The 23,185-nt window shown below is 47.0% G+C and carries 29 protein-coding genes; 26 read left to right on the top strand and 3 right to left on the bottom strand.

Annotation, left to right across the window (positions count from 1 at the left end; genetic code table 11):
- Positions 1–40 precede the first annotated feature (40 nt).
- The 3 genes from gcvT to gcvPB are packed head-to-tail and all read left to right on the top strand — an operon-like array spanning position 41 to position 3,967.
- Complete coding sequence (gene gcvT / locus ICW23_RS12045; protein ID WP_016938980.1) at positions 41–1,141, top strand: glycine cleavage system aminomethyltransferase GcvT; 1,101 nt, start codon at positions 41–43, stop codon at positions 1,139–1,141.
- Between the two features lie 14 nt (positions 1,142–1,155).
- Positions 1,156–2,502, top strand: a complete 1,347-nt coding sequence (gene gcvPA, locus ICW23_RS12040; RefSeq protein WP_188154557.1) for an aminomethyl-transferring glycine dehydrogenase subunit GcvPA — start codon at positions 1,156–1,158, stop codon at positions 2,500–2,502.
- Entirely contained in the window at positions 2,495–3,967 is a 1,473-nt protein-coding gene (gcvPB, locus tag ICW23_RS12035; RefSeq protein WP_188154556.1) for an aminomethyl-transferring glycine dehydrogenase subunit GcvPB, read from the top strand. The genes gcvPA and gcvPB overlap by 8 nt, the downstream gene beginning before the upstream one ends.
- A 38-nt stretch (positions 3,968–4,005) precedes the next feature.
- Here the strand turns inward: gcvPB and ICW23_RS12030 are convergent, their stop codons facing one another.
- Positions 4,006–4,389, bottom strand: coding sequence for a rhodanese-like domain-containing protein (locus ICW23_RS12030; protein ID WP_013352854.1), 384 nt, complete (start codon positions 4,387–4,389; stop codon positions 4,006–4,008).
- 193 nt (positions 4,390–4,582) lie between these two features.
- On the opposite strand from ICW23_RS12030, the gene ICW23_RS12025 reads away from it, so the two are divergent.
- From ICW23_RS12025 to ICW23_RS12015, 3 genes are all read left to right on the top strand, one after another.
- Positions 4,583–5,419: a lipoate--protein ligase family protein gene (locus ICW23_RS12025; protein ID WP_045926708.1), complete on the top strand. Its 837-nt coding sequence runs from the start codon at positions 4,583–4,585 to the stop codon at positions 5,417–5,419.
- 99 nt (positions 5,420–5,518) lie between these two features.
- Positions 5,519–5,947: a transcriptional regulator MntR gene (gene mntR / locus ICW23_RS12020; RefSeq protein ID WP_016938984.1), complete on the top strand. Its 429-nt coding sequence runs from the start codon at positions 5,519–5,521 to the stop codon at positions 5,945–5,947.
- Between the two features lie 113 nt (positions 5,948–6,060).
- Positions 6,061–6,936 carry a patatin-like phospholipase family protein gene (locus ICW23_RS12015; protein WP_016938985.1) on the top strand — a complete coding sequence of 292 codons (876 nt, stop codon included), beginning with the start codon at positions 6,061–6,063 and terminating at the stop codon, positions 6,934–6,936.
- Here the strand turns inward: ICW23_RS12015 and ICW23_RS12010 are convergent.
- Entirely contained in the window at positions 6,933–7,328 is a 396-nt protein-coding gene (locus ICW23_RS12010) for an SA1362 family protein (RefSeq protein WP_016938986.1), read from the bottom strand. The genes ICW23_RS12015 and ICW23_RS12010 overlap by 4 nt on opposite strands.
- Before the next feature lie 36 nt (positions 7,329–7,364).
- On the bottom strand, positions 7,365–8,321 hold the full coding sequence (locus tag ICW23_RS12005) for a DUF1385 domain-containing protein (RefSeq protein WP_047475637.1): 957 nt from the start codon (positions 8,319–8,321) through the stop codon (positions 7,365–7,367).
- Between the two features lie 221 nt (positions 8,322–8,542).
- Here ICW23_RS12005 and ICW23_RS12000 point away from each other — a divergent pair, with 221 nt between their 5' ends.
- From ICW23_RS12000 to ICW23_RS11905, 20 genes are all read left to right on the top strand, one after another.
- Positions 8,543–9,073 carry a YqhR family membrane protein gene (locus tag ICW23_RS12000; RefSeq protein WP_016938988.1) on the top strand — a complete coding sequence of 177 codons (531 nt, stop codon included), beginning with the start codon at positions 8,543–8,545 and terminating at the stop codon, positions 9,071–9,073.
- A 131-nt stretch (positions 9,074–9,204) separates the two neighbouring features.
- Entirely contained in the window at positions 9,205–10,266 is a 1,062-nt protein-coding gene (locus tag ICW23_RS11995) for a M24 family metallopeptidase (protein WP_016938989.1), read from the top strand.
- A gap of 24 nt (positions 10,267–10,290) precedes the next feature.
- Entirely contained in the window at positions 10,291–10,848 is a 558-nt protein-coding gene (gene efp / locus ICW23_RS11990; RefSeq protein WP_003153123.1) for an elongation factor P, read from the top strand.
- 147 nt (positions 10,849–10,995) lie between these two features.
- Positions 10,996–11,277, top strand: a complete 282-nt coding sequence (locus ICW23_RS11985) for a YqhV family protein (RefSeq protein WP_016938990.1) — start codon at positions 10,996–10,998, stop codon at positions 11,275–11,277.
- A gap of 76 nt (positions 11,278–11,353) precedes the next feature.
- On the top strand, positions 11,354–12,277 hold the full coding sequence (spoIIIAA, locus tag ICW23_RS11980; RefSeq protein ID WP_188154555.1) for a stage III sporulation protein AA: 924 nt from the start codon (positions 11,354–11,356) through the stop codon (positions 12,275–12,277).
- Entirely contained in the window at positions 12,271–12,786 is a 516-nt protein-coding gene (spoIIIAB, locus tag ICW23_RS11975) for a stage III sporulation protein SpoIIIAB (protein WP_188154554.1), read from the top strand. Before spoIIIAA ends, spoIIIAB begins: the two co-directional genes overlap by 7 nt.
- 22 nt (positions 12,787–12,808) lie before the next feature.
- A complete protein-coding gene (gene spoIIIAC / locus ICW23_RS11970) occupies positions 12,809–13,015 on the top strand; it encodes a stage III sporulation protein AC (protein ID WP_003153142.1) in 207 nt (68 codons plus the stop codon).
- A gap of 12 nt (positions 13,016–13,027) precedes the next feature.
- The gene (gene spoIIIAD, locus ICW23_RS11965) at positions 13,028–13,417 is read left to right on the top strand and encodes a stage III sporulation protein AD (RefSeq protein WP_076982559.1); all 390 of its coding nucleotides are present in this window, start codon (positions 13,028–13,030) and stop codon (positions 13,415–13,417) included.
- Between the two features lie 26 nt (positions 13,418–13,443).
- On the top strand, positions 13,444–14,655 hold the full coding sequence (spoIIIAE, locus tag ICW23_RS11960; protein WP_064777768.1) for a stage III sporulation protein AE: 1,212 nt from the start codon (positions 13,444–13,446) through the stop codon (positions 14,653–14,655).
- Between the two features lie 16 nt (positions 14,656–14,671).
- Positions 14,672–15,292, top strand: a complete 621-nt coding sequence (spoIIIAF, locus tag ICW23_RS11955; RefSeq protein WP_099744644.1) for a stage III sporulation protein AF — start codon at positions 14,672–14,674, stop codon at positions 15,290–15,292.
- Complete coding sequence (gene spoIIIAG, locus ICW23_RS11950) at positions 15,285–15,977, top strand: stage III sporulation protein AG (protein WP_045926703.1); 693 nt, start codon at positions 15,285–15,287, stop codon at positions 15,975–15,977. The genes spoIIIAF and spoIIIAG overlap by 8 nt, the downstream gene beginning before the upstream one ends.
- 3 nt (positions 15,978–15,980) lie before the next feature.
- Positions 15,981–16,631 (top strand): SpoIIIAH-like family protein, encoded by a 651-nt coding sequence (locus tag ICW23_RS11945; protein WP_099744643.1) that lies wholly within the window; start codon positions 15,981–15,983, stop codon positions 16,629–16,631.
- A 152-nt stretch (positions 16,632–16,783) separates the two neighbouring features.
- A complete protein-coding gene (gene accB, locus ICW23_RS11940; protein WP_016938997.1) occupies positions 16,784–17,263 on the top strand; it encodes an acetyl-CoA carboxylase biotin carboxyl carrier protein in 480 nt (159 codons plus the stop codon).
- Positions 17,264–17,277: 14 nt separating this feature from the next.
- Positions 17,278–18,630 carry an acetyl-CoA carboxylase biotin carboxylase subunit gene (accC, locus tag ICW23_RS11935; RefSeq protein WP_016938998.1) on the top strand — a complete coding sequence of 451 codons (1,353 nt, stop codon included), beginning with the start codon at positions 17,278–17,280 and terminating at the stop codon, positions 18,628–18,630.
- 21 nt (positions 18,631–18,651) lie between these two features.
- Entirely contained in the window at positions 18,652–19,059 is a 408-nt protein-coding gene (locus ICW23_RS11930) for an Asp23/Gls24 family envelope stress response protein (RefSeq protein WP_016938999.1), read from the top strand.
- 264 nt (positions 19,060–19,323) lie between these two features.
- Positions 19,324–19,716 (top strand): transcription antitermination factor NusB, encoded by a 393-nt coding sequence (nusB, locus tag ICW23_RS11925; RefSeq protein ID WP_016939001.1) that lies wholly within the window; start codon positions 19,324–19,326, stop codon positions 19,714–19,716.
- Positions 19,717–19,727: 11 nt separating this feature from the next.
- On the top strand, positions 19,728–20,579 hold the full coding sequence (folD, locus tag ICW23_RS11920; RefSeq protein ID WP_016939002.1) for a bifunctional methylenetetrahydrofolate dehydrogenase/methenyltetrahydrofolate cyclohydrolase FolD: 852 nt from the start codon (positions 19,728–19,730) through the stop codon (positions 20,577–20,579).
- Positions 20,580–20,705: 126 nt separating this feature from the next.
- Positions 20,706–22,049 (top strand): exodeoxyribonuclease VII large subunit, encoded by a 1,344-nt coding sequence (xseA, locus tag ICW23_RS11915; protein ID WP_049627001.1) that lies wholly within the window; start codon positions 20,706–20,708, stop codon positions 22,047–22,049.
- Positions 22,049–22,303: an exodeoxyribonuclease VII small subunit gene (locus ICW23_RS11910; protein WP_007408352.1), complete on the top strand. Its 255-nt coding sequence runs from the start codon at positions 22,049–22,051 to the stop codon at positions 22,301–22,303. Before xseA ends, ICW23_RS11910 begins: the two co-directional genes overlap by 1 nt.
- On the top strand, positions 22,293–23,183 hold the full coding sequence (locus ICW23_RS11905; RefSeq protein ID WP_045926700.1) for a polyprenyl synthetase family protein: 891 nt from the start codon (positions 22,293–22,295) through the stop codon (positions 23,181–23,183). Before ICW23_RS11910 ends, ICW23_RS11905 begins: the two co-directional genes overlap by 11 nt.
- Positions 23,184–23,185: the final 2 nt, after the last annotated feature.

Genomic DNA, 23,185 nt, shown 5'->3' with positions numbered 1-23,185 from the left:
TATGTCTTTACAATGCGCCAATGACTGAAGGGGGAAGATGATGCTGAAACGAACACCGCTTTATGACGTGTATAAAGAATACGGCGGAAAAACGATTGATTTTGGAGGATGGGAGCTGCCGGTTCAATTTTCTTCTATTAAAGAGGAGCATGAAGCCGTCCGCACAAAGGCGGGTCTGTTTGATGTATCCCATATGGGAGAAGTCGAAGTCTCCGGTAAAGACGCCCTGTCTTTTCTGCAAAAAATGATGACAAATGACGTTGCCGATTTAAATCCGGGAAGCGCCCTCTATACCGCCATGTGTTATCCTGACGGCGGTACGGTCGATGATTTGCTGATCTATCAGAAAAGCGAGAGCTGCTATCTGCTTGTGATTAACGCGTCCAATATTGAAAAAGACATCGCTTGGCTGACAGAACACGCGGAAGGGGATGTCACGCTGATGAATCAGTCTGACGGGATTTCACTGCTAGCCGTTCAGGGGCCGAATGCTCAGGCGGTTCTTGCGAAGCTGACTGAACGTGATTTGTCTTCCTTAAAACCGTTTACGTTTATTGATGGAGCGGACGTTGCCGGCCGCCAAGTTCTGCTTTCAAGAACAGGCTATACCGGTGAAGACGGGTTTGAACTCTATTGCCGAAATGAAGATGCGGTGCATCTATTTAAGGAGATTCTTACAGCGGGAGAGAATGAAGGAATCGTTCCGTGCGGCCTCGGCGCGCGTGATACGCTGAGATTTGAAGCGAAGCTCGCTTTATACGGTCAGGAATTGACGAAAGACATTACACCGATTGAAGCCGGGATCGGATTTGCCGTAAAACACAAGAAAGATTCTGATTTTTTTGGGAAGTCTGTATTGAGTGAACAGAAAGAAAAAGGAGCTCCGCGTAAGCTGGTCGGGCTTGAGATGATTGAAAAGGGGATTCCGAGACACGGATACGCCGTGAAAAAAGACGGTGCCCTGATCGGGGAAGTCACGACAGGCACACAATCCCCGACGTTAAAGAAAAATATCGGCCTTGCCTTAATCAAAACGGAATTCAGTGGAATTGGAACGGAAGTCGAAGTGGAAATCCGCAAAAAAACGGTAAAAGCAAAGATTGTCCGCACGCCGTTTTATAAACGCCCAAAACAGAGCTGAAAAAGGAGAGTCATATGAAGCATCGATATTTGCCCGCGACAGAACAGGATAAAAAAGAAATGCTGAAAGCCATCGGCGCAGATTCAATTGATGAACTGTTTGCCGATATTCCGGAAGATGTGAGGTTTCAAAAAGACTACCAAATTAAAAAAGCAAAATCAGAAACAGAGCTGACGAGAGAGCTGACAAAGCTTGCGGCGAAAAATAAGGACGCTGTTACATATGCATCTTTTCTGGGGGCGGGAGTGTACGATCACTATCAGCCGGTTATCGTCGATCATGTGATTTCCCGGTCAGAGTTCTACACGGCATATACGCCTTACCAGCCTGAAATTTCACAAGGAGAGCTGCAGGCGATTTTTGAATTTCAAACGATGATTTGCGAGTTAACAGGTATGGATATTGCAAACTCCTCCATGTACGACGGGGGAACGGCGCTGGCAGAAGCGGCGATGCTTGCATCGGGACATACGAAAAAGAAAAAAATCGTCATTTCCGCAGCCGTTCATCCGGAATCACGGGATGTTCTGAAAACATACGCAAAGGGCCAATATATTGAGGTTGTAGAGGTGCCCGCGAAAAACGGCGTCACAGATCTTGAAGCATTGGAACATGCCGTTTGTGATGAGACGGCCGCCGTGATCGTTCAGTATCCGAACTTCTTCGGACAAATTGAGCCGTTAAAGGACATTGAGCCGCTCGCACATAAAGGGAACAGCCAGCTGATTGTTTCTTCTAACCCGCTCGCCCTCGGTATTTTGACTCCGCCCGGAGCATACGGAGCTGATATCGTCGTCGGGGACGCGCAGCCTTTCGGCATACCTGCGGCGTTCGGCGGCCCGCACTGCGGCTATTTTGCAGTAACGAAAAAACTGATGAGAAAGGTGCCGGGCCGGCTTGTCGGCCAAACGGAGGATGAAAACGGGCGGAGAGGTTTTGTTCTCACCCTTCAGGCGCGCGAGCAGCATATCAGAAGAGACAAAGCCACCTCTAACATCTGCTCAAACCAGGCGCTGAATGCGTTAGCAGCTTCAGTCGCGATGACGGCGCTCGGAAAAAACGGCGTCAAAGACATGGCCCGCCAAAATATACTGAAAGCCGATTACGCGAGACGCCAAGCGAAAAAAGCCGGCTTGCACGTAGCATTCGACGGCCCGATGTTTAATGAATTTGCCGTCAGGCTGAACCTCCCCGTCAAGGAAGCAAACCGGCGGCTCCTCAATGACGGCATCATCGGCGGATATGACTTAGGCCTTGCGTATCCGGAATTGAATCAGCATATGCTCATTGCCGTCACAGAGCTGAGAACAAAAGAAGAGATCGATTCGCTTATTGCGGGATTGGGGGATCAACATGAATAATCAAGATCAGGCGCTTATTTTTGAAATGTCCCGCGAAGGGCGTATCGGTTACAGCCTTCCGGAGCTTGATGTGCCGGAAACAGAGCTTGAAAGCCTTCTTCCCGGTGACTACATCCGCGATGAAGACGCAAAGCTGCCGGAAGTATCAGAGCTTGATATAATGCGGCATTATACCGCTCTTTCCAGAAGAAACCACGGAGTTGATTCAGGTTTTTATCCTCTCGGCTCCTGTACGATGAAATACAATCCGAAATTAAATGAAAAAATTGCCCGGTTCCCTGGCTTTTCCGCCATTCACCCGCTTCAGGACGAGGACACGGTTCAGGGGGCGCTTGAGCTTTTATACGATTTAAGCGGACATTTGGAGGAAATTACCGGCATGGACGAGGTGACGCTGCAGCCTGCCGCGGGCGCTCACGGCGAATGGACCGGCCTGATGATGATCCGCGCCTATCATGAAGCGCGCGGGGACTTCGGACGGACGAAGGTCATTGTCCCTGATTCAGCTCACGGCACGAATCCGGCATCCGCTACGGTCGCCGGTTTTGAAACAATTACCGTCAAGTCGAATGAACACGGACTGGTTGACATTGAAGATCTGAAAAGAGCGGTAAATGAAGAAACAGCGGCGCTGATGCTGACGAATCCGAACACCCTCGGATTATTTGAGGAAAACATTACGGAAATGGCTGAAATCGTCCATCAGGCCGGCGGAAAACTTTACTATGACGGAGCGAATTTAAATGCCGTTTTAAGTAAAGCAAGACCGGGAGATATGGGATTTGACGTCGTTCACCTTAATCTGCATAAAACATTTACCGGGCCGCACGGCGGGGGAGGACCGGGTTCGGGACCGGTCGGAGTAAAAAAAGAATTCATTCCGTATCTGCCGAAACCCGTTCTCACGAAAAAAGAGGGCCGTTTGACTTTTGACGATGACCGCCCGCAATCGATCGGGCGCGTAAAGCCTTATTACGGCAACTTCGGCATTAATGTCAGAGCCTACACGTATATCCGCTCCATGGGGCCTGACGGCTTAAAAGCTGTGACCGAAAACGCGGTTTTAAATGCAAATTATATGATGAGAAGACTCGCGCCTTATTATGATCTCCCGTATGATCGTCATTGCAAGCATGAATTTGTGTTATCGGGAAGAAGGCAGAAAAAGCTCGGCGTAAGAACGCTTGATATCGCCAAACGGCTTTTAGATTTCGGTTATCACCCGCCGACTGTGTATTTCCCGCTGAATGTTGAAGAAAGCATCATGATCGAACCGACGGAAACGGAATCCAAGGAAACGCTTGATGCGTTTATAGATGCGATGATTCAAATTGCGCGGGAAGCAGAGGAATCGCCTGAAATCGTTCAGGAGGCGCCGCATACCACGGTAGTCAAAAGAATGGATGAAACCAAGGCCGCAAGAAAGCCGGTTTTAAAATACGAACATACATCTGACGGGGTATAAAAAAAAGAGCTTCCGTATAAACGGAAAGCTCTTTTTCATTATTGGTTCTTTGCTTTAATTTTTCCGCCCCATTTTTTAAATCCGCCTTTCAGGTTGTAAATATCCTTGCAGCCGTGTTTGCGGAGCGTCTGTGCCGCGCGGCCGCTGCGGACATTGTTTTGGCAGTACAGATAAACGGGTTTATCAGGACGGATTTCGCTTTTGCGCTGTTTCAGCTGTGAAAGCGGAATGTTGCGCGCGCCGAGAATATGGCCGCCTTCAAATTCATTCGGTTCACGGACGTCAATCAGCTGCGCTTTTCTGTAGCCCGCGCGGAATTCCTCTTCCGTAAGTGTTTTCATTAAACGTTGTTGGTAAAAATACGACACGATCATATAAACGATAAACGCCGCAACAATAATTAAAGCAATCATATTAGACAATGCGATTCTACTCCTTTAGCTTATAAAATCAAAACCCTGCTTCCTGAAAACAAGGCTTACCGGACGTTTTGGGACAAATACTATTATAGTAAAGCATGGAGCGATTGTCATCCTTAATGAAACGAAATATTTTTCATTTTTACGGCAGTTTGATAAACTGATTTTATTAAAATGATAAAGAAGGGTTCAGTGTATGGAAAAAGAAACATGGCGGTTTATTGACTCAGGGAACGAAAGCCCGGCATTTAACATGGCGCTGGATGAAGCGCTTTTATATTGGCACAGCCAAAAGAAAATTCCCCCGGTGATCCGTTTTTACGGGTGGAATCCGGCAACATTGTCTGTCGGATATTTTCAAAATATTAAGAAGGAAATTAACTTTGACGCAGTACATAAACACGGTCTCGGGTTTGTCAGAAGACCGACAGGCGGACGGGGTGTTCTGCATGATAAAGAATTGACATACAGCGTCATCGTTTCAGAGGATCACCCGGAAATGCCGGCCACGGTGACAGAGGCGTACCGGGTCATTTCAGAAGGCATTCTGCAGGGATTCAGAAACCTTGGGCTTGATGCCTGCTTTGCGATTCCGCGCACGGAGAAAGAAAAAGAAAGCCTGAAAAATCCGCGCTCGTCCGTTTGCTTTGATGCGCCTTCGTGGTATGAGCTGGTCGTCGAAGGACGCAAAGTTGCGGGAAGCGCCCAGACACGCCAAAAAGGCGTTATTCTTCAGCACGGCTCCATCCTGCTTGACATTGATGAGGACAAGCTGTTTGATCTGTTTTTATATCCGAGCGACAGAGTCCGTGAGCGCATGCAGCGGAATTTCAAAAACAAAGCGGTAGCCATCAACGCCTTAGCCCAAAAACCGGTAACGATGGATGAAGCCAGAACCGCTTTTAAAGCCGGTTTTGAGGAAGGCCTGAACATTCATCTTGAACCTTACACGCTCACTCCTGAAGAGCTTGCGTTTGTCAATGAGCTGGCCGAGACGAAATACGCGTCTGACGAATGGAATTATAAGCGCTGATTAAGGCTTGACAGGCCGGAAGCATCCTTGTTTTTTCATAACCGTTAGTGTAAACTTGTAATGGTTTATTAAGTTAAGGTGCTTTTTGGGAGGGGTACGATGACAACACCAAGTATGGAAGATTATATTGAACAGATTTATATGCTGATAGAAGAAAAAGGATATGCGCGGGTTTCTGATATCGCGGAAGCTTTGGCAGTCCATCCCTCCTCTGTAACGAAAATGGTTCAAAAACTAGATAAAGACGAGTATTTGATTTATGAAAAATATCGCGGGCTCGTATTGACGTCAAAAGGCAAAAAGATCGGCAAACGGCTCGTATACAGACACGAATTGCTTGAGCAGTTTTTACGAATCATTGGTGTTGATGAAGAGAAGATTTACAATGATGTAGAAGGAATCGAACATCATCTGAGCTGGAACAGCATTGACCGCATCGGCGATCTCGTCCAGTATTTTGAAGATGACGACAGCCGGAAAAAAGAATTGAAATCCGTACAGAAAAAAACCGAAACTCCCGGTGAATAAAAGGGCGGCCCAAATAGGGCGCCCTTTTTTTAATGTCTTCATTCTTTGGTCTATTTCCCCAAGCCGTTTCTTAAAATAATAATACACCTTGGATGGAAGGGAGAGGGCGCGCTATGCAGATTGACGGCGTATTTTCGGGCGGGGGAATAAAAGGGGTGGCGCTTGCCGGCGCTTATGAAGCGTTGGAAGAAAAGGGCTTTCGCTTTGAAAGGCTCGCCGGAACAAGCGCCGGCGCGATTATTGCCGCATTGATCGCTGCGGGCTACACGAGCAGAGAGGTTCATGCGATCATCGATGATGTCGACGGAAGGCAATTGCTTGATCAGAGATGCTCATTCCTCCCGCTGAAAATCCTGCAGTGGGTGTCGATATATTGGCGCCTCGGATTATACAGAGGCGATGTGCTGGAAAAGTGGATTGCGGATAAATTAAAAGCGAAGGGCATCATCGCGTTCGGCGATATGAAAAAAGGATCGCTCCGTCTGATCGCTTCAGATCTGACGAACGGAACGATGATCGTGCTTCCCGACGACCTTCCCCGCTACGGATTAAATCCGGAGGTGTTCCCGGTTGCCAGAGCTGTCAGAATGAGCTGCAGCATCCCTTATTTTTTTGAACCGATTAAATTAAAGACCGAAAAAGGCATTTCAACAGTTGTTGACGGCGGCGTGTTAAGCAATTTTCCGATTTGGCTGTTTTCAAAAGAGCGCAAACGGCCGGTCATCGGAATTTCACTTTCCCCTAATGAAAAAGAGCGTCCGAAGAAATCAATCCGGAACGCTTTCGAGCTGTTCGGCGCTTTGTTTGAAACGATGAAAGACGCTCATGATGCCAGACATATCGCGACAAAGTACGAACAAAATATTATTTTTATTCCGGTGGAACATGTGATGGCGACGGAGTTTCACCTCACACCGCAAAAAAAACTAGCTCTCATTGAGCTAGGAAAAAGCAAAACAGAGCAATTTTTGAAGCAATGGAGCTATTAAAAAAGCGCTCTGTTTTTCTTTTTATTCTTTTTACCTTCTATGACGGTAAGCTGGGTCTGGCTTTTTTTCTTCAGAATCATCGGCTTCGGTCTGCTGCTGCTCGGCACGCTCCGCAAATGGCTGACCCGCCCTCTGTGGCCGGCGCGGTGCTTCGCTTTTTGCTCCTTCATTCGGAGCCGCGATTGTTTGGCCGCTTTTCTGAAAGCGGTTCCGTCACGTCCGGCGCGGCGGTTCAGGACCGATCTCACGATAAAATAAATAATGATGCCTGCGATAATGACGGTGATCGCTCTTGAGATCATCTGTCCGGGGTTTGTGACCGCCGCATAAATGAAACCGAATGCGCCAAGCGCTATTAATACAGCAAAAAAAGGTTGTACACGATGATTCATAACTGCCCACCTCCGAAAATAATAACAGGTAACGGTTCAGATTGCGTTGTGAGACGGCTTTTCGCTCTGTTCTGAAATGTCTTCCAGTCTGAGAAGCTCGTTAAAGCTTTCTATGGCAACCTCGACTTGGTCATCTTCCGGTTCCTTTGTCGTTAAAAGCTGCAGCCACAGGCCGGGATAACCGAGCACCTTCAAAACGGGGATATTCCGAACCCTGTTCGTCAGCTGGAGCACTTCAAAGGAGATGCCGAGGACGGCCGGTATAAGCGCAATCCTGTCTAAAATCCGCACCCAAAGCGGATCTGTCGGAACGAGTAAATAGACAAACATGCCGACAATGATCGTAAATAAGATAAAGCTTGAACCGCATCGGTAATGCAGCCGCGACTGTTTCTGAACATTTTCTATCGTAATTGGTAAATTCTGTTCATAACAGTTTATGACCTTATGTTCGGCTCCATGATATTGAAACACTCTTTTAATTAACGGCGTCATTGATAAAAAATAAATGTAGCCGAGAAGCAGGATAAGCTTAAACAGGCTTTCGATGCCGATCTGCGCTGCGTCTGAGGAAAAAACGGGCCTTACAAGCTCAGCTAAAAAGACCGGGACGAGCGTAAAAACGAATTTGCTGAACAAAAACGATAGAACGCCGATCACCGCCAGGCTGAAAAACATCGATAATCCCGAACCCTTCTTATCTTCCTGTTCCAGCTTGGCGTCATCTTGGGGGTCAAGCCCGTAACGTTCGCTGGAGAAGTTTAAATGCTTTGTGCCGTTGGCGCTTGCCTCGATAATTGCGACGATTCCCCGCAAAAAAGGAATCTTTTTTAAAACCGAAAGCTTGGGGTTCGGCACTCTCGGAAGCTTGAAAAAATCAATGCTTCCGTCATTCCTGCGGATGGCGGTAACATAATTTTTTCTGCCGCCGAACATTACCCCTTCAACGACAGCCTGACCGCCGTATGCGGGCGGCGTTTTGTGTTTGGACATTGTTTATCAACCTGCCTGTTTTCTTAGGATTTACTAACCATTTCCTTTCACTCTATTGTACAGGAAACAGCGGTAAACCTCTAGTTTGACAGCCGGAAAATCAATGCTTTTTCTACAAGCAGTATACCCGGTTTCCTTAGAATTTACTCATTAAATGAAAATATGGCGGAACTTTTTATGACTTTTCAATTTTGGGGCATTCTATGACTGGAGGTGCCATGATGACCAGCGAAAAACATTCAGAACAGGAAGAAAAAAAGAAGCAGGGTGATGATCAGCAGCCTGTTTCATTTACCGGCAGAATTTGCGGTATCGGATTTGCCGGCGGTGTATTTTGGAGTTTGATCGGCTATCTCGGATATATCTTTCATTTTTCAGAGATCAGTCCCAACATGATTCTTCAGCCGTTTATGATCGGAGAATGGAAAAAACAATGGCTCGGCACGATGGTCAGCATCGTTGTCATCGGATTCATTTCGATTGCCGGGGCATTTATATATTTCGTCTGTCTGAAGCGTTTTAAAACGATGTGGCCGGGGATGGTATACGGTGTCATTTTATGGTGTGCGGTTTTTTTCTTATTCAATCCGATTTTCGAAGACGTGAAATCTGTCACTGAATTGAAATCAGATACAATCGTGACGACGATTTGCCTTTACATTCTGTATGGTTTGTTTGTCGGCTACTCGATTTCTTTCAACTACAATGAGCTTACGTCAGACAAGCTTGCAAGGGCGCTCGGCAACAAGTGAATAAGTGTATAATCCCTGTCCGGTATGGTAAAATGTTCACGAGAAGTGAACATTTTTTATGCTGAAAACCGGATGGGGATGCTCCCGCGGTGTCAGGCGGCAGTCAAGAATCGGCGAGGAGGAGAAAAGGAATGAAACTTGAGAAATTGCGAAATCTGTTCGGTCAGCTGGATATAGACGGAATGTTGGTGACAAGCTCCGCCAATCTGCAGTATATGACGGGATTTACGGGTTCGTCAGGTCTTGCGGTCATATCGAAAGAACGCGCGGCATTTATCACGGATTTCCGTTACACCGAGCAGGCGAAGGCGCAAGTGAAGGGCTTTGATATTATCGAGCACGGCGGAAGCTTAATCCAAACCGCTGCGGATACGATTCTTGAGTACGGCATTAAAAAACTCGGCTTTGAACAAAACAGCATGACGTACGGAACATATGCATCCTACCAAGCGGTGCTGCAGGAAGCGGAGATGGTTCCCGTCGCGGATTCCGTTGAAAAGTTGCGCTTGATTAAGTCAAGTGAAGAGATTAAGATATTAGAGGAAGCTGCGAAGATTGCGGATGATGCGTTTGAACATATTCTGACGTTTATCAAACCGGGCATCTCAGAGATTTCAGTTGCGAATGAGCTTGAATTTTATATGAGACGTCAGGGAGCAGACGGTTCTTCCTTTGATATGATCGTCGCCTCGGGAGTGAGATCCAGCCTTCCGCACGGAGTGGCAAGCGGCAAATTGATTGAAAAGGGAGACTTGGTCACGCTCGATTTCGGCGCGTATTATAAAGGCTATTGTTCTGATATCACACGCACCGTCGCGGTCGGAGAGCCTAGTGATAAACTGAAAGAAATTTATCAGGTCGTATACGATGCCCAGGCGCTTGGCGTTTTGCATATTAAACCCGGCATGACGGGAAAAGAAGCGGATGCCCTGACGAGGGATCACATCACCGCGAAAGGCTACGGACAGTATTTCGGCCATTCAACAGGACACGGATTCGGAATGGAGGTCCATGAATCACCGGGGCTGTCTTTCAGGTCATCGGCCGTTCTTGAGCCGGGCATGGCGGTAACGGTTGAGCCGGGCATATACATACCGGAAGTTGGGGGCGCAAGAATCGAAGATGATATCATCATCACAGAGGACGGCAACCGGACAATTACGCATTCCCCTAAAGAATTAATTATTTTGTGATTGGAATATAGGAGGACATCAAACATGATTTCAGTTAACGATTTTCGTACAGGATTAACGATTGAAGTAGACGGCGGCATTTGGCGCGTCGTTGACTTCCAGCACGTAAAGCCGGGAAAAGGCGCGGCATTTGTCCGTTCTAAACTGCGCAATCTGCGCACGGGCGCTATTCAGGAGAAAACATTCCGTGCTGGTGAAAAAGTGGCGAAAGCGCAAATCGAAACAAAAACGATGCAGTATCTTTATGCCAACGGAGATCAGCACGTGTTCATGGATACAAGCTCATATGAACAGCTTGAATTGAACGAAAACCAAATCGAAGAAGAATTAAAATATCTTTTGGAAAATATGTCTGTGCACATCATGATGTATCAATCTGAAACGCTCGGTATTGAACTGCCGAACACGGTTGAACTGAAAGTAGTTGAAACAGAACCGGGAATTAAAGGCGACACGGCGTCAGGCGGCACAAAACCTGCCAAAACGGAAACAGGTCTTGTCGTAAACGTACCGTTCTTCGTGAACGAAGGCGATACGCTTGTTGTAAATACATCAGACGGCTCTTACGTGTCAAGAGCATAGTCAAAGACATACGAAGTCTGCTCCTTTTACGGGGCAGGCTTTTTTTGCGTTCTGAAACAGAATCTTTCTTCTATATGAAAATAGTGAGACTACTTCCGTCAGCTAGAGCATATAGTGTAACAAAATGCTTGAAGTTGGGGGATTGCAATGAAATTTTTGTTTGGTTCAATCAATTCTACTGTTTTAACGATGGCCGGTTTACGAGTTTTGTCCTCTCTCATTGAATTATCGGCGGCCATTATCATGCTTGTTACAAACGACATCAGAAAAGCGGTTGTGGTAAATAGTATTTTGGCAATCGTCGGCCCGCTGATTTTTATCATTACGATGACGATCGGTATTTATCAGATTGCCGGACAGCTTTCATATGCAAAATTGATTTTGATTTTCGCGGGGGTTGTGCTGATTCTAGCCGGTGTTCACAAATAGGGGTCCGGGTGTCATAAAGTCTGTCCCGGATCATACATTTTAAAGAAGCCAATCGGTAAAAAAGGAGGAGACTCTATTGAATGAAATTACAGAGGTTCTCCCTGAATTATTGAGACATGCGATCTCCGCCGTGTCTGAAGAAGCGTGGCGGGATGCAGAGGAAATCAGAATCCGCGTCGGCAGGCCGGTTGAACTGATCCGAAAAGGACAACCTTTGTTTTTGTCATATATCTGTACGGCCGGCGACGCACAGCTGATCCTCAGCCGGCTCAGCAATTACAGTATGTACACGCTGGAAGAAGAGCTGAAAAAAGGATATATCACAATCAGAGGAGGCCACCGTGTGGGGCTCGCCGGAAGAGTCATCGTCGAAAACGGAGCCGTCAAAGGACTCCGGGATATTACTTCCTTTAATATTCGAATCGCCCGGGAGAAGCTTGGCATCGCAGAACCGCTCATCCCTTTCTTATGGAAAGAAAACTGGCTGAATACGCTGATCATCGGCCCTCCGCAAACGGGGAAAACGACCTTGCTTCGTGATTTGGCCCGGCTTTCAAGCACCGGATCGAAACACATTCCGGCGAAAAAGACCGCTATCGTAGATGAACGGTCGGAAATTGCCGGCTGCCTGCGGGGCATTCCCCAGCACAGTTTCGGCCGCAGAGTGGATGTTCTTGACGCCTGTCCGAAAGCGGAAGGGCTGATGATGATGATCCGCTCTATGAGTCCCGATGTCATGATCGCAGATGAGATCGGGAGAATGGAAGACTCAAAAGCGCTGATGGAGGCGCTCCATGCCGGCGTAACCGTTATCGTATCCGCGCACGGATGGAATATGAAAGACTTGATCAAGAGGCCGTCGCTGAAAATGCTTTGGGAGGAAAAAGTGTTTGACCGGTATGTTGAGCTGTCACGACGCCGCGGTCCGGGAACGATCAGCAGGATGTACGGAAAGGACGGGGAACCGGTTCCGCATGCTGAAAGCGTGATGACATGCTGAAGCTTTTGGGTGCCGTGTTCATTCTGACGGCGACGACATGGACGGGATTTGAGATCGCCAAAATCTATATTGAAAGGCCGAGACAGATCCGTCAGCTGCGCGCGGCGCTGCAATCGCTTGAAGCGGAAATTATGTTCGGGCATACGCCGCTGCACATTGCTTCGGGACAAATCGCCGCACAGCTTTCCAAGCCTGTATCGTCATTGTTTCAAGCTTTTAGCAGGAGGCTTGAGCAGGGAAGCGATTCCGCCAAAACAGCCTGGGAACAGAGCTTGAAACATAACTGGCCCTCCATGGCGATGAAAAAAAGCGAATACGATGTGCTGAGGCAATTCGGAGAGACGCTCGGGCTCCATGACCGCGTTTCACAGCAGAAACATATCAAGCTTGCGCTTACACATTTGGAAGCGGCGGAAGCGGATGCCGGACGGGCGCAGGCGAAAAATGAAAAAATGGTGAAAAGTTTAGGGTTTTTAGCCGGACTGTTACTCATTCTTCTATTGATGTAAACATGAGGGGAGCAAACATAAAATGGGAGTCGACGTAAATGTCATTTTTCAAATCGCCGGAGTCGGTATCGTGGTTGCGTTTCTGCACACCATACTTGATCAAATGGGAAAAAAAGAATACGCCCAATGGGTGACGCTGCTTGGCTTTATCTATATTTTATTTATGGTGGCGACGATTGTCGATGACCTGTTCAAAAAGATCAAAGCTGTGTTTCTATTCCAAGGATAGGGGGGCTTACAGATTGAGATTGTTCAAATTGTAGGTTTAGGCCTGATTGCCACGTTTCTCTCCCTGATCGTAAAAGAACAGAAACCGACTTTCGCGTTTATGATTGTCGTCTTCAGCGGCTGCGTGATCTTTCTTTATCTCGTCGACCAGATTTACGACATTATCAGAATGATAGAAAAAATAGCCGTCAATGCAAATGTCAATATGGTCTATGTGGAAACCATTTTAAAAATTATCGGCATCGCCTACATCGCTGAATTCGGAGCACAGCTGACAAAAGATGCTGGCCAGGGAGCGATTGCTTCGAAAATAGAGCTGGCCGGGAAGATTTTGATCCTCGTGATGGCCGTGCCGATACTGACCGTTATTATTGAAACGATTCTCGGACTTATTCCTTCTTAATCATAAAGGGAAAGGGGGCGCAAAAAATGAAGCGCTTTCGGTGGGCGGGGGCTTTTTTGTTCATCCTCCTCTTAATTTTTCAGACTGAATGTGTACAAGCTGCCGGAACAGACGGTGCGGCGCAGGAAACCGCAGTTCACCAAGAAACGGCTGATGAAGTGGCGAAAAAGCAGGCCGAAGCGCTGAAAACAGAAGGCATCGGAAAGTTCTGGGACGACATTATGACAGAATACGGCGGCCTTCTGCCGGAAAGCCAAAAGGGAAGCATCATCGACTTTATTAACGGAGAAAAAACGTTCTCGCCTGAGGCGTGGCTGAAGGCCTTATTTTCCTATCTGTTTCATGAAGTGCTCGCAAACGGAAAACTTCTGGGAACTTTGATCCTTCTCACCATTTTTTGCGTCATTCTGCAGCTTCTGCAAAATGCGTTCCAGCAGAGCACCGTCAGCAAAGTGGCTTACGCGATTGTTTATATGGTACTGATTATTCTCGCTTTAAACAGCTTTCATGTTGCCGTCAATTATGCCAGTGAAGCGATTCAGACGATGACAAGCTTCATTCTCGCACTGATCCCGCTTTTGCTCGCGCTTTTGGCATCTTCCGGGGGAGCCGTTTCCGCTGCCTTTTTTCACCCCGTTATTTTATTTCTGATGAATACGAGCGGCCTGCTCATTCAAAATATCGTCATGCCGCTTATTTTCCTGTCAGCGATTTTAAGCATCGTCAGCACGATGACAGATCAATATAAAGTCACACAGCTTGCCAATCTCCTCAGAAATATCGCGATCGGCGCGCTTGCCGTATTCCTCACCGTGTTTCTCGGTGTCATCTCCGTCCAGGGGGCTTCGGCTGCCGTGACAGACGGGATCACCCTCAGGACTGCAAAATTTATAACGGGCAATTTTATTCCCGTGCTCGGCCGGATGTTTACGGATGCGACCGATACGGTCATCAGCGCCTCACTCTTATTAAAAAACACTGTGGGAATCCTCGGTGTCGGAATTTTGATCTGCATCTCCGCATTTCCAGCAATCAAAGTGCTTTCTCTCGCTTTTATTTATAAGCTCGCGGCTGCCATTCTGCAGCCGCTCGGAGGCGGGCCCGTCATTACGTGTCTCGGCGTCATCAGCAGAAGCGTGCTCTATATTTTCGCGGCGCTCGCCATTGTCTCTCTCATGTTTTTCCTCAGCATCACAGTCATTATTACAGCAGGCAATCTCACCATGATGATGAAATAAAGGAGGCCCATTGGATATGAGCTTTTTAACAGAATGGCTGACAAGCATTATTTTGTTTATCTTATTTGCCATCGTCATCGACATGCTGCTGCCCAGCTCCAGTATGCAAAAATACGCAAAGATGGTTGTCAGCCTGCTGTTAATCATTGTCATGCTCAACCCGATATTCAAACTTTTCAAAACAGACCCGGAGATCATCTTCGATTATTTGACAAAACAAGAGCAATCTCAATCCGCGGACATAAAAAATCAAATCAAATCAGAAAAAAAAGAAATACAAGCATCAAACCGCGCATATGTTTTAGAAGAAATGGCTGTCCAACTAAAAAAGAAAGCGGAGGAGATGTTCAGTCATGACGAATACAAAATAGACAACATCCGCCTTACAGCGGAAGAACAGGTTCGTTCAGAAGAAGATGTAAAAACGATCAGCGTGTATATGGCCCCATCTTCTGAAAAAACCGTGCAAACCGTCGCACCGATCGACATCCGCACAGACCGCAAATACGAACCCGAAGGCGCATCCGGCAAAAAGGAGGCTGCAAACATCAAAGAAAAACTTGCGGATATATGGGAAATCGGCAGTGAGAAAATTACGGTTTATATGGAAGGCGGGGAGAAAAACGGCCATGAATAAAAACGGACTATGGACCATACTCAAAAAACAGCTGATGATCGGACAGGCGAAAGACGGAGAAAAACCAAAACTGACAAAATATCATTACTTTCTGTTCGTGTTTGTGCTCGGCGTATCTTTTATGCTGGTCAGCCAGATGTTCTCTTCACCGGAAAAAACCGGGAAGGGCGAAACGGCGCAGACCGTGATGTCCGGCCGTACGGACGATAAGAGCGGGCAAAAAAGCGCACCCGTTTTTAAAGCATCAAAAGACAGCAGCGCCAAAAACACGATTGATGATTACGAGAGAGACTATGAAAACCAGCTGAAAGAGATCCTTGAAACAATTATCGGCGTGGAGGATGTATCAATAGTCGTAAACGTAGACGCCACATCTTTAAAAGTGTTTGAGAAAAATAAAACGAAAAAAGACACCACCACTGAAGAAACCGATAAAGAAGGCGGCAAAAGAAGCGTAACCGATCAAACCTCTGAAGAACAAATTGTCATGATTCGAAACGGGGATCAGGAAACCCCGGTCGTCGTCCAGACGAAAAAACCCGATATCCGCGGTGTACTCGTTGTCGCTCAAGGAGTGGACAACGTTCAAATAAAAAAAACCATCATTGATGCCGTCACTAGGGTGCTTGATGTTCCGAGCTACCGTGTAGCGGTTGCCCCTAAAAAAATCAAGGAGGATTCATAAATCATGCTGAAAAAACAAACGGTTTGGCTTTTAACAATGCTCAGTCTCGTCGTGGTATTAAGTGTTTATTATATTATGTCGCCGGAAAGCAAAAATGCCGTGCAGATGAAAACCGAAAAAAGCAGCGGGGAAATCGCCACAGAAAAAACGCCGGCTCCTAAAACGGAAGAAAAGAGCGAAAGCGGCACAGAAAAAGAAGACGGAACAAAAGGAACGAAAGATTCTAAAGGCACAAAAGAGGATAAAGAAACGTCAGCCGAAGCATCGGAAAAAGACGGATCGGTCGCCACAGAAACAGCTGATGAAAATTTATTTACCGCATACCGTATGGAACTTGAAGACGCGAGAAGCAAAGAAAGAGAACAGTTAAACAGCATCGTCTCAAGTGATGATGCGACAGCAAAAGAAAAAAGCGAAGCCTACGATAAAATGACGGCGCTGAGCAATGCGGAAGGGACAGAAAAACAGCTGGAAACGCTCATTAAAACGCAAGGCTACAAAGATGCGCTCGTGGATGCTGAAGGTGACAAAATCAACATTACGGTCATGTCTGACAAACATTCAAACGCAAAAGCTTCCGCCATCATTGACCTGGTGGAAAAAGAAATCAAGAATATGAAAGACGTCGCCGTAACGTTTGAACCGACAAAATAAGATGCCTGAACCGCCCGCACCCGCTGCGGGCTTTTTTGCTGTCATTTTAGATCAGTGTTGAATTTACACAACCGCTCCTGTAAGATAAACATAGTATGTACTTTTAGTAGCAACCCATAAATTTCTATTTTTTATACATAGGAGTGGAACTGATGTTAAAAATCAACGAAATTCATGAACTGATAAAAAGAATCGATGAATCTTCCATTGACGAATTTGTTTACGAGATGGAAGGCGTAAGTCTGAAGCTGAAAAAAAATGAAGCGCCGGCAGTGAATATAACGGGACAAGCTCCAGCTGTTCCCGCCGCTTACGCACCTGCTCCGCAGGCTGCAAAACCGGAAGCGCGCGAAGCCGATCCTGTTCAGGAAGCGCCGAAACAAGATGAAAACCTGCACAAAATTACGTCTCCGATGGTCGGAACGTTTTATGCTTCTTCATCGCCGGAAGCCGGCCCTTACGTAAACCAAGGTTCAAAAGTGAACGAAAATACAGTGGTTTGTATCGTAGAAGCAATGAAACTCTTTAACGAGATTGAAGCGGAAGTAAAAGGAGAAATCGTTGAAGTGTTAGTTGAAAACGGCCAGCTGGTCGAATACGGACAACCTCTATTTCTTGTAAAAGCTGAGTAAGGAGACCTGCTATTATGATTAAAAAGCTATTGATCGCCAACCGAGGAGAAATTGCCGTCAGAATCATCCGGGCCTGCAAAGAGCTTGGCATTGAAACTGTAGCCGTTTATTCTGAGGCAGATAAAGAGGCCCTGCATGTTCAAATGGCCGATGAGGCTTTTTGTATCGGGCCGAAAACATCAAAAGACAGCTATTTAAATGTAACGAACATCGTCAGCGTCGCAAAGCTGACCGGTACGGATGCGATTCATCCGGGATACGGATTCTTAGCTGAAAACGCCGATTTTGCCGAGCTGTGCGAGGAATTAAACGTGACGTTTGTCGGCCCTTCGGCTGACGCCATTTCGAAGATGGGGACAAAAGATATCGCACGTGACACGATGCAGCAGGCGGGCGTGCCGATTGTGCCCGGTTCAAAAGGAATCATAAAAAATACCGAAGAAGCGGTTTCGCTTGCGGGTGAAATTGGGTATCCTGTGATTATAAAAGCCACTGCGGGCGGAGGCGGAAAAGGCATCCGGGTCGCACGCACAGAAGAAGAGATGATTAAAGGCATCGAAATCACCCAGCAGGAGGCCGCTACGGCATTCGGAAATCCGGGTGTGTACATCGAGAAGTACATAGAAGATTTCCGCCATGTTGAAATTCAGGTGCTTGCCGATAATTACGGAAACACGATCCATCTTGGAGAGCGTGACTGTTCTATCCAAAGACGTCTGCAAAAACTTCTTGAAGAGTCGCCGTCACCTGCGCTTGATTCTGAAATCAGAGAGCAGATGGGTGAAGCAGCGGTAAAAGCAGCGAAGGCCGTCGGTTACACGGGAGCCGGTACAGTAGAGTTCATTTATGACTACAGAGAACAGCGCTATTACTTCATGGAGATGAACACGCGTATTCAAGTAGAGCACCCTGTCACAGAAATGGTGACGGGAACGGATCTGATCAAAGAACAGATCAAAGTGGCATCCGGACAGGAGCTCTCGCTCAGACAGGAAGACGTTGAATTTAACGGCTGGGCGATTGAATGCCGCATCAACGCTGAAAATCCTGCGAAAAACTTCATGCCTTCACCTGGTAAGATTAACATGTACCTGCCGCCGGGCGGACTCGGCGTGCGCGTGGATTCAGCCGCATATCCGGGCTATTCGATCCCGCCGTACTATGACAGCATGATTGCCAAAGTCATCACATACGGAACAACGCGTGATGAGGCGGTCGCACGGATGAAACGCGCGCTGAGCGAATTTGTGATTGAAGGTATTGAAACAACGATTCCGTTCCATCTGAAACTGCTTGAACATGAAACATTTGTCAGCGGAGAGTTTAATACAAAGTTTTTAGAAACATATGATGTAATGGGCTCATAATTTTTGCGGGAGGTGAATTGAATGGAAGACAACAGTGTGCTTAAAATGGATCATGATGAGGGTCATTTAGGCAAAGTTGAAATTGCTCCTGAAGTCATTGAAGTCATTGCCGGCATCGCCGCTTCCGAGGTTGAAGGAATAGCTGAAATGCGCGGCAATTTCGCCACGGGCGTCGTAGAACGCTTCGGCAAAATCAATCACGGCAAAGGCGTAAAGGTCGATTTAGCCGATGACGGGATTACCATTGACGTCTATTGCGTCGTTCAATTCGGGATTTCGATCCCGAAAGTGGCGGCAAGCGTTCAGGAGAATATCCGCCAAACCTTATTAAATATGACGTCTCTGACCATCAATGAAATCAATATTCATATCGTCGGCATTCAATTTGACACGAAAGCCCAAGAAGTCGAAATCGACGAAGAAATGTAATGAGCGTATAAAAACCAAGGGGATGGGCAGCCCTTTGGTTTTTTATACGTTTCCCTTCTTTTCAGGCATGAAGAAAGCCGGCTTACAAACGGCAGCCGAGTTTCTTCATGCTGTGAAATCCGAATGAAATTCGAAGGGTTTGTAAAAACATTCGGTATTAGGGTGAAAAAACCTAAATTTCGACATGCGATTGGGAAAAAAATATGTTATGATCTCTTTAGGCTTAACGACAAGCGGATAAAGAGGATCTGAAGGAGAAAGAAAATGAAAAGAAGAACAGCTAGAGAAAAAGCTTTGCAGGCACTTTTTCAGATTGATGTCAGCGATATTGCACCGAACGAGGCCATCGAGCACGCGCTTGATGGCGGAAAAACAGATGACTTCTTTGAACAGCTGGTGTACGGAGTGCTTGAACATCAGGTGCAGCTTGATGAAATGATTTCCGGCCATCTCGTCAATTGGAAGCTTGACCGGATTGCAAATGTAGACCGCGCGATCCTCCGTCTGGCGGTGTATGAAATGGTTTATACTGACGACATTCCTGCTAACGTGTCATTAAACGAAGCCATCGAGCTGGCAAAACGGTTCGGCGACGATAAAGCTGCAAAATTCGTAAACGGGGTTCTTTCTAACATCAAAACTGATATTGAATCATAGGAGGAAAGAAAATGACTGCAACAATCATCGACGGAAAAGAAACGGCTAAAGAAAAACGCGAACAATTGGCAAAAGAAGTAGAAGAGCTGAAAGCACAAGGCGTAGTGCCGGGCTTGGCGGTCATTTTAATCGGTGACGATCCCGCCTCTGTTTCATATGTGACAGGCAAGAAAAAAGCCGCTGAAACAATGGGAATGAAGTTTAAGCTTGACCGCTTTGACTCAAGCTTAACCGAAGCGGAGCTTTTAACAGTGATTGACGAGTACAATCAAAATCCGGAATTTCACGGCATTCTCGTCCAGCTGCCGCTCCCGGATCATATTTCTGAAAAAGCCGTCATCGAGCGGATCTCCCCTGATAAGGATGTTGATGGTTTCCACCCTCTCAACGTCGGGAAAATGCTGCTTGGAGAAGATACATTTCTTCCTTGCACACCGCACGGAATTGTCGAGTTATTGAAAAAGACGAACGTAGATCTTTCCGGCAAAGAAGTTGTTGTAGTCGGACGAAGCAATATTGTCGGTAAACCGGTCGGCCAGCTGCTGCTGAACGAAAATGCGACCGTCACATATTGCCATTCCCGTACAAAAAATATGTCTGAGCATACGAAAAAAGCAGATATTCTTGTGGTTGCGGTCGGTAAAGCGAACTTCATCACAGCTGATCAAATCAAAGAGGGCGCCATTGTCATTGATGTCGGTGTCAACCGCCTCGAAAGCGGAAAACTCTGCGGAGATGTTCAGTTTGATGAAGCGAAAGAAAAAGCATCTTTCATTACGCCGGTCCCGGGCGGAGTAGGTCCGATGACCATCACGATGCTTGCGCATAATACTGTTAAATCTGCCAGACGTACGTTATCATAGATAACCGGAGGCAGTCACAAAAAGTGTGACAATGAGCACGATACCCGCTTCTTAAGGCTCCTTTCAGCCAGAGCGGGTTTTTTTCTTAGTTCAGGGCAAAAAGCCTTTATGAAAGGAGTGCAGGATGTGAGTGAAGCGGCATATGTCACGGTTTCCGCACTGACCAAATATATTAAACGAAAATTCGATGTAGACCCTCATCTTGAAGACATTTGGATTAAAGGTGAGCTGTCCAACGTTAAAATCCATACAAGAGGCCACATCTATTTTACTTTAAAAGATGAGCATGCCCGCATGCAGGCCGTCATGTTTCAAAGGCAAAGTTCAAGGCTTGCGTTTAAGCCTGAGGACGGAATGAAGGTCATCGTAAGAGGCGGCATCTCCGTCTATGAACCGAGCGGAAGCTATCAGCTGTACGCGAAAGAAATGCAGCCGGACGGTGTTGGGGCGCTTTACTTAGCCTATGAAGAATTAAAGAAAAAACTTGCCGGCGAAGGGTTGTTTGATGACCGGCATAAGCAGGCCATCCCCGCTTTTCCAGCCACGATCGGGGTTGTCACCTCACCGACGGGAGCGGCCGTCAGAGACGTCATTACCACACTCAAAAGAAGATATCCCCTGGTGAAAGTCATTGTGCTTCCCGCGCTCGTTCAGGGTGAAAACGCCAGCAGATCGATTGTGAAGCGCATTGAAGAAGCCAATTCGCAAAAGATGTGTGACGTTCTGATCGTCGGAAGGGGAGGGGGCTCGATCGAAGAATTGTGGGCGTTTAACGAAGAAATCGTCGCCCGGGCGATTTTTGCTTCCGCCATTCCGGTTATATCGGCCGTCGGGCATGAAACAGACTTTACAATCAGTGATTTCGTCGCGGATATCCGGGCTGCAACGCCTACAGGAGCGGCAGAAATCGCCGTTCCTCACACGACGGACTTAATGGAACGGACAAAAACGGCGGAAGTCCGCCTGACAAGAGCGATGCAGCAGCATATCGGCAAGAAAAAAGAACGGGTTCAATCGCTCCAGTCATCTTACGCATTCCGTTTTCCGAAACGATTGTATACCCAAAAAGAACAGCAGTTTGATCTTTTGTATCAGCAATTCCAAGCACAGCTCACAGGGCTTACGGAGCGGAAAGAAAGGCAGCTGGAGCGGAATACGTACAGATTAACGGCGCTTCACCCTGAAACCCAGCTGAAACAGGCGAAAAAACGGTACGAAGAGCGCTCAAATCAGCTGACGCGGAGCATGAATGTCCAGCTGAAGCAGCTTCATTCGCAGTTTCAGACGGTTCTTGGTAAACTGAATGCATTAAGTCCCCTTCAAGTTATGGAGAGAGGATACAGTCTGGCCTATAAAGACAAAGAGCTGATCAAAAGCGTTGATCAAGTGGAACAACATGATACGCTTGAAGTAAAGATGACAGACGGCGTTTTGACATGTGAAGTATTGCAAAAGAGAGGCGAACGATAATGACAGAAACCAAAAAAAGTGAAGAGCTGACATTTGAAGAGGCGATGAAAGGCCTTGAAGGCATTGTCGCAAAGCTTGAAGAAGGAGACGTGCCGCTGGAGCAGGCGATTAATTATTTTCAGGAAGGAATGGCCCTTTCAAAAATGTGCCATGAAAAGCTTCAGCATGTCGAAAAACAAATGGACTTTATTTTAAAAGATAACGGAGAACTTGCACCTTTCAGCGTTCAGGAGGAAGACGAAGGTGACAAATAAACTGGACGCATTTTTAGCATCGCGCAAACAACTGATTGAGCGGAATCTATCCTTGTATACAGAACGGCTCGCCATGCCGGAAACCCTCAAAAAATCTATGCTGTATTCTTTGGAAGCGGGCGGAAAGAGGCTGCGCCCCCTCGTTGTCTTAGCCGTTTTGAATGCTTACGGAAAAGATGAAAAAGACGGGATTCCGGTCGGATGCGCTGTTGAAATGATTCATACGTATTCCTTAATTCATGATGATCTGCCTTGCATGGACGATGATGATTTGCGCCGGGGAAAGCCGACAAACCATAAAGTCTTCGGAGAAGCGGCAGCCGTATTGGCCGGAGACGGGCTTCTGACAGAAAGCTTTAAATTAATCACATCTCACGTGTCTGACGCGGTTTCAGCGGAAAAACGGCTCCGCCTCGTCGAGGAGCTGATCAAAGCGGCAGGAACGGAAGGAATGGTCGGCGGGCAGGCTGCCGACATGGAAGCGGAACAAAAGCAGGTAACGCTTGAGGAGCTGGAATCCATCCATGAGCGGAAAACGGCCAAGCTCCTCGGCTTTTCCGTGACGGCAGGCGCCATTTTGGCAGATGCGCCGGAGGATGAAATCGAAAAGCTGCGTCTGTTCAGCAGCCATATCGGCATCGGATTTCAAATCAGAGACGACATCCTTGATATTGAAGGGCATGAGGAGAAGATCGGCAAACCGGTCGGTTCAGACACGACGAATGAAAAGTCAACGTATCCGTCGCTTTTAACGCTTGAAGGTGCGAAAGAGAAGCTTTCGTATCATATCAGCGAGGCGAAACGGATCATCAGCGGCCTATCTCTTCAGAAAGAACTGCTGCATGACCTCTGCGATTTAATAGCGGCGAGAGATCATTAAAA

Origin of the sequence: Bacillus sp. 1021, from assembly GCF_014534735.1 — a bacterium.
GTDB classification, from domain to species: domain Bacteria; phylum Bacillota; class Bacilli; order Bacillales; family Bacillaceae; genus Bacillus; species Bacillus siamensis.
This window is presented reverse-complemented; position numbering and strand designations above follow the sequence as displayed.

Coding starts and splice junctions, on each gene's coding strand:
- accB (WP_016938997.1), top strand. CDS start 16,784: ATGTTAAAAATCAACGAAATTCATGAACTGATAAAAAGAATCGATGAA.
- gcvPA (WP_188154557.1), top strand. CDS start 1,156: ATGAAGCATCGATATTTGCCCGCGACAGAACAGGATAAAAAAGAAATG.
- ICW23_RS11930 (WP_016938999.1), top strand. CDS start 18,652: ATGGAAGACAACAGTGTGCTTAAAATGGATCATGATGAGGGTCATTTA.
- ICW23_RS12005 (WP_047475637.1), bottom strand. CDS start 8,321: ATGTCCAAACACAAAACGCCGCCCGCATACGGCGGTCAGGCTGTCGTT.
- ICW23_RS11985 (WP_016938990.1), top strand. CDS start 10,996: ATGAAATTTTTGTTTGGTTCAATCAATTCTACTGTTTTAACGATGGCC.
- spoIIIAC (WP_003153142.1), top strand. CDS start 12,809: ATGGGAGTCGACGTAAATGTCATTTTTCAAATCGCCGGAGTCGGTATC.
- ICW23_RS11910 (WP_007408352.1), top strand. CDS start 22,049: ATGACAGAAACCAAAAAAAGTGAAGAGCTGACATTTGAAGAGGCGATG.
- nusB (WP_016939001.1), top strand. CDS start 19,324: ATGAAAAGAAGAACAGCTAGAGAAAAAGCTTTGCAGGCACTTTTTCAG.
- accC (WP_016938998.1), top strand. CDS start 17,278: ATGATTAAAAAGCTATTGATCGCCAACCGAGGAGAAATTGCCGTCAGA.
- ICW23_RS11945 (WP_099744643.1), top strand. CDS start 15,981: ATGCTGAAAAAACAAACGGTTTGGCTTTTAACAATGCTCAGTCTCGTC.
- spoIIIAB (WP_188154554.1), top strand. CDS start 12,271: ATGCTGAAGCTTTTGGGTGCCGTGTTCATTCTGACGGCGACGACATGG.
- gcvT (WP_016938980.1), top strand. CDS start 41: ATGCTGAAACGAACACCGCTTTATGACGTGTATAAAGAATACGGCGGA.
- ICW23_RS12025 (WP_045926708.1), top strand. CDS start 4,583: ATGGAAAAAGAAACATGGCGGTTTATTGACTCAGGGAACGAAAGCCCG.
- ICW23_RS11995 (WP_016938989.1), top strand. CDS start 9,205: ATGAAACTTGAGAAATTGCGAAATCTGTTCGGTCAGCTGGATATAGAC.
- ICW23_RS12010 (WP_016938986.1), bottom strand. CDS start 7,328: ATGAATCATCGTGTACAACCTTTTTTTGCTGTATTAATAGCGCTTGGC.
- folD (WP_016939002.1), top strand. CDS start 19,728: ATGACTGCAACAATCATCGACGGAAAAGAAACGGCTAAAGAAAAACGC.
- efp (WP_003153123.1), top strand. CDS start 10,291: ATGATTTCAGTTAACGATTTTCGTACAGGATTAACGATTGAAGTAGAC.
- mntR (WP_016938984.1), top strand. CDS start 5,519: ATGACAACACCAAGTATGGAAGATTATATTGAACAGATTTATATGCTG.
- gcvPB (WP_188154556.1), top strand. CDS start 2,495: ATGAATAATCAAGATCAGGCGCTTATTTTTGAAATGTCCCGCGAAGGG.
- ICW23_RS12015 (WP_016938985.1), top strand. CDS start 6,061: ATGCAGATTGACGGCGTATTTTCGGGCGGGGGAATAAAAGGGGTGGCG.
- spoIIIAF (WP_099744644.1), top strand. CDS start 14,672: ATGAGCTTTTTAACAGAATGGCTGACAAGCATTATTTTGTTTATCTTA.
- spoIIIAG (WP_045926703.1), top strand. CDS start 15,285: ATGAATAAAAACGGACTATGGACCATACTCAAAAAACAGCTGATGATC.
- ICW23_RS12000 (WP_016938988.1), top strand. CDS start 8,543: ATGACCAGCGAAAAACATTCAGAACAGGAAGAAAAAAAGAAGCAGGGT.
- spoIIIAE (WP_064777768.1), top strand. CDS start 13,444: ATGAAGCGCTTTCGGTGGGCGGGGGCTTTTTTGTTCATCCTCCTCTTA.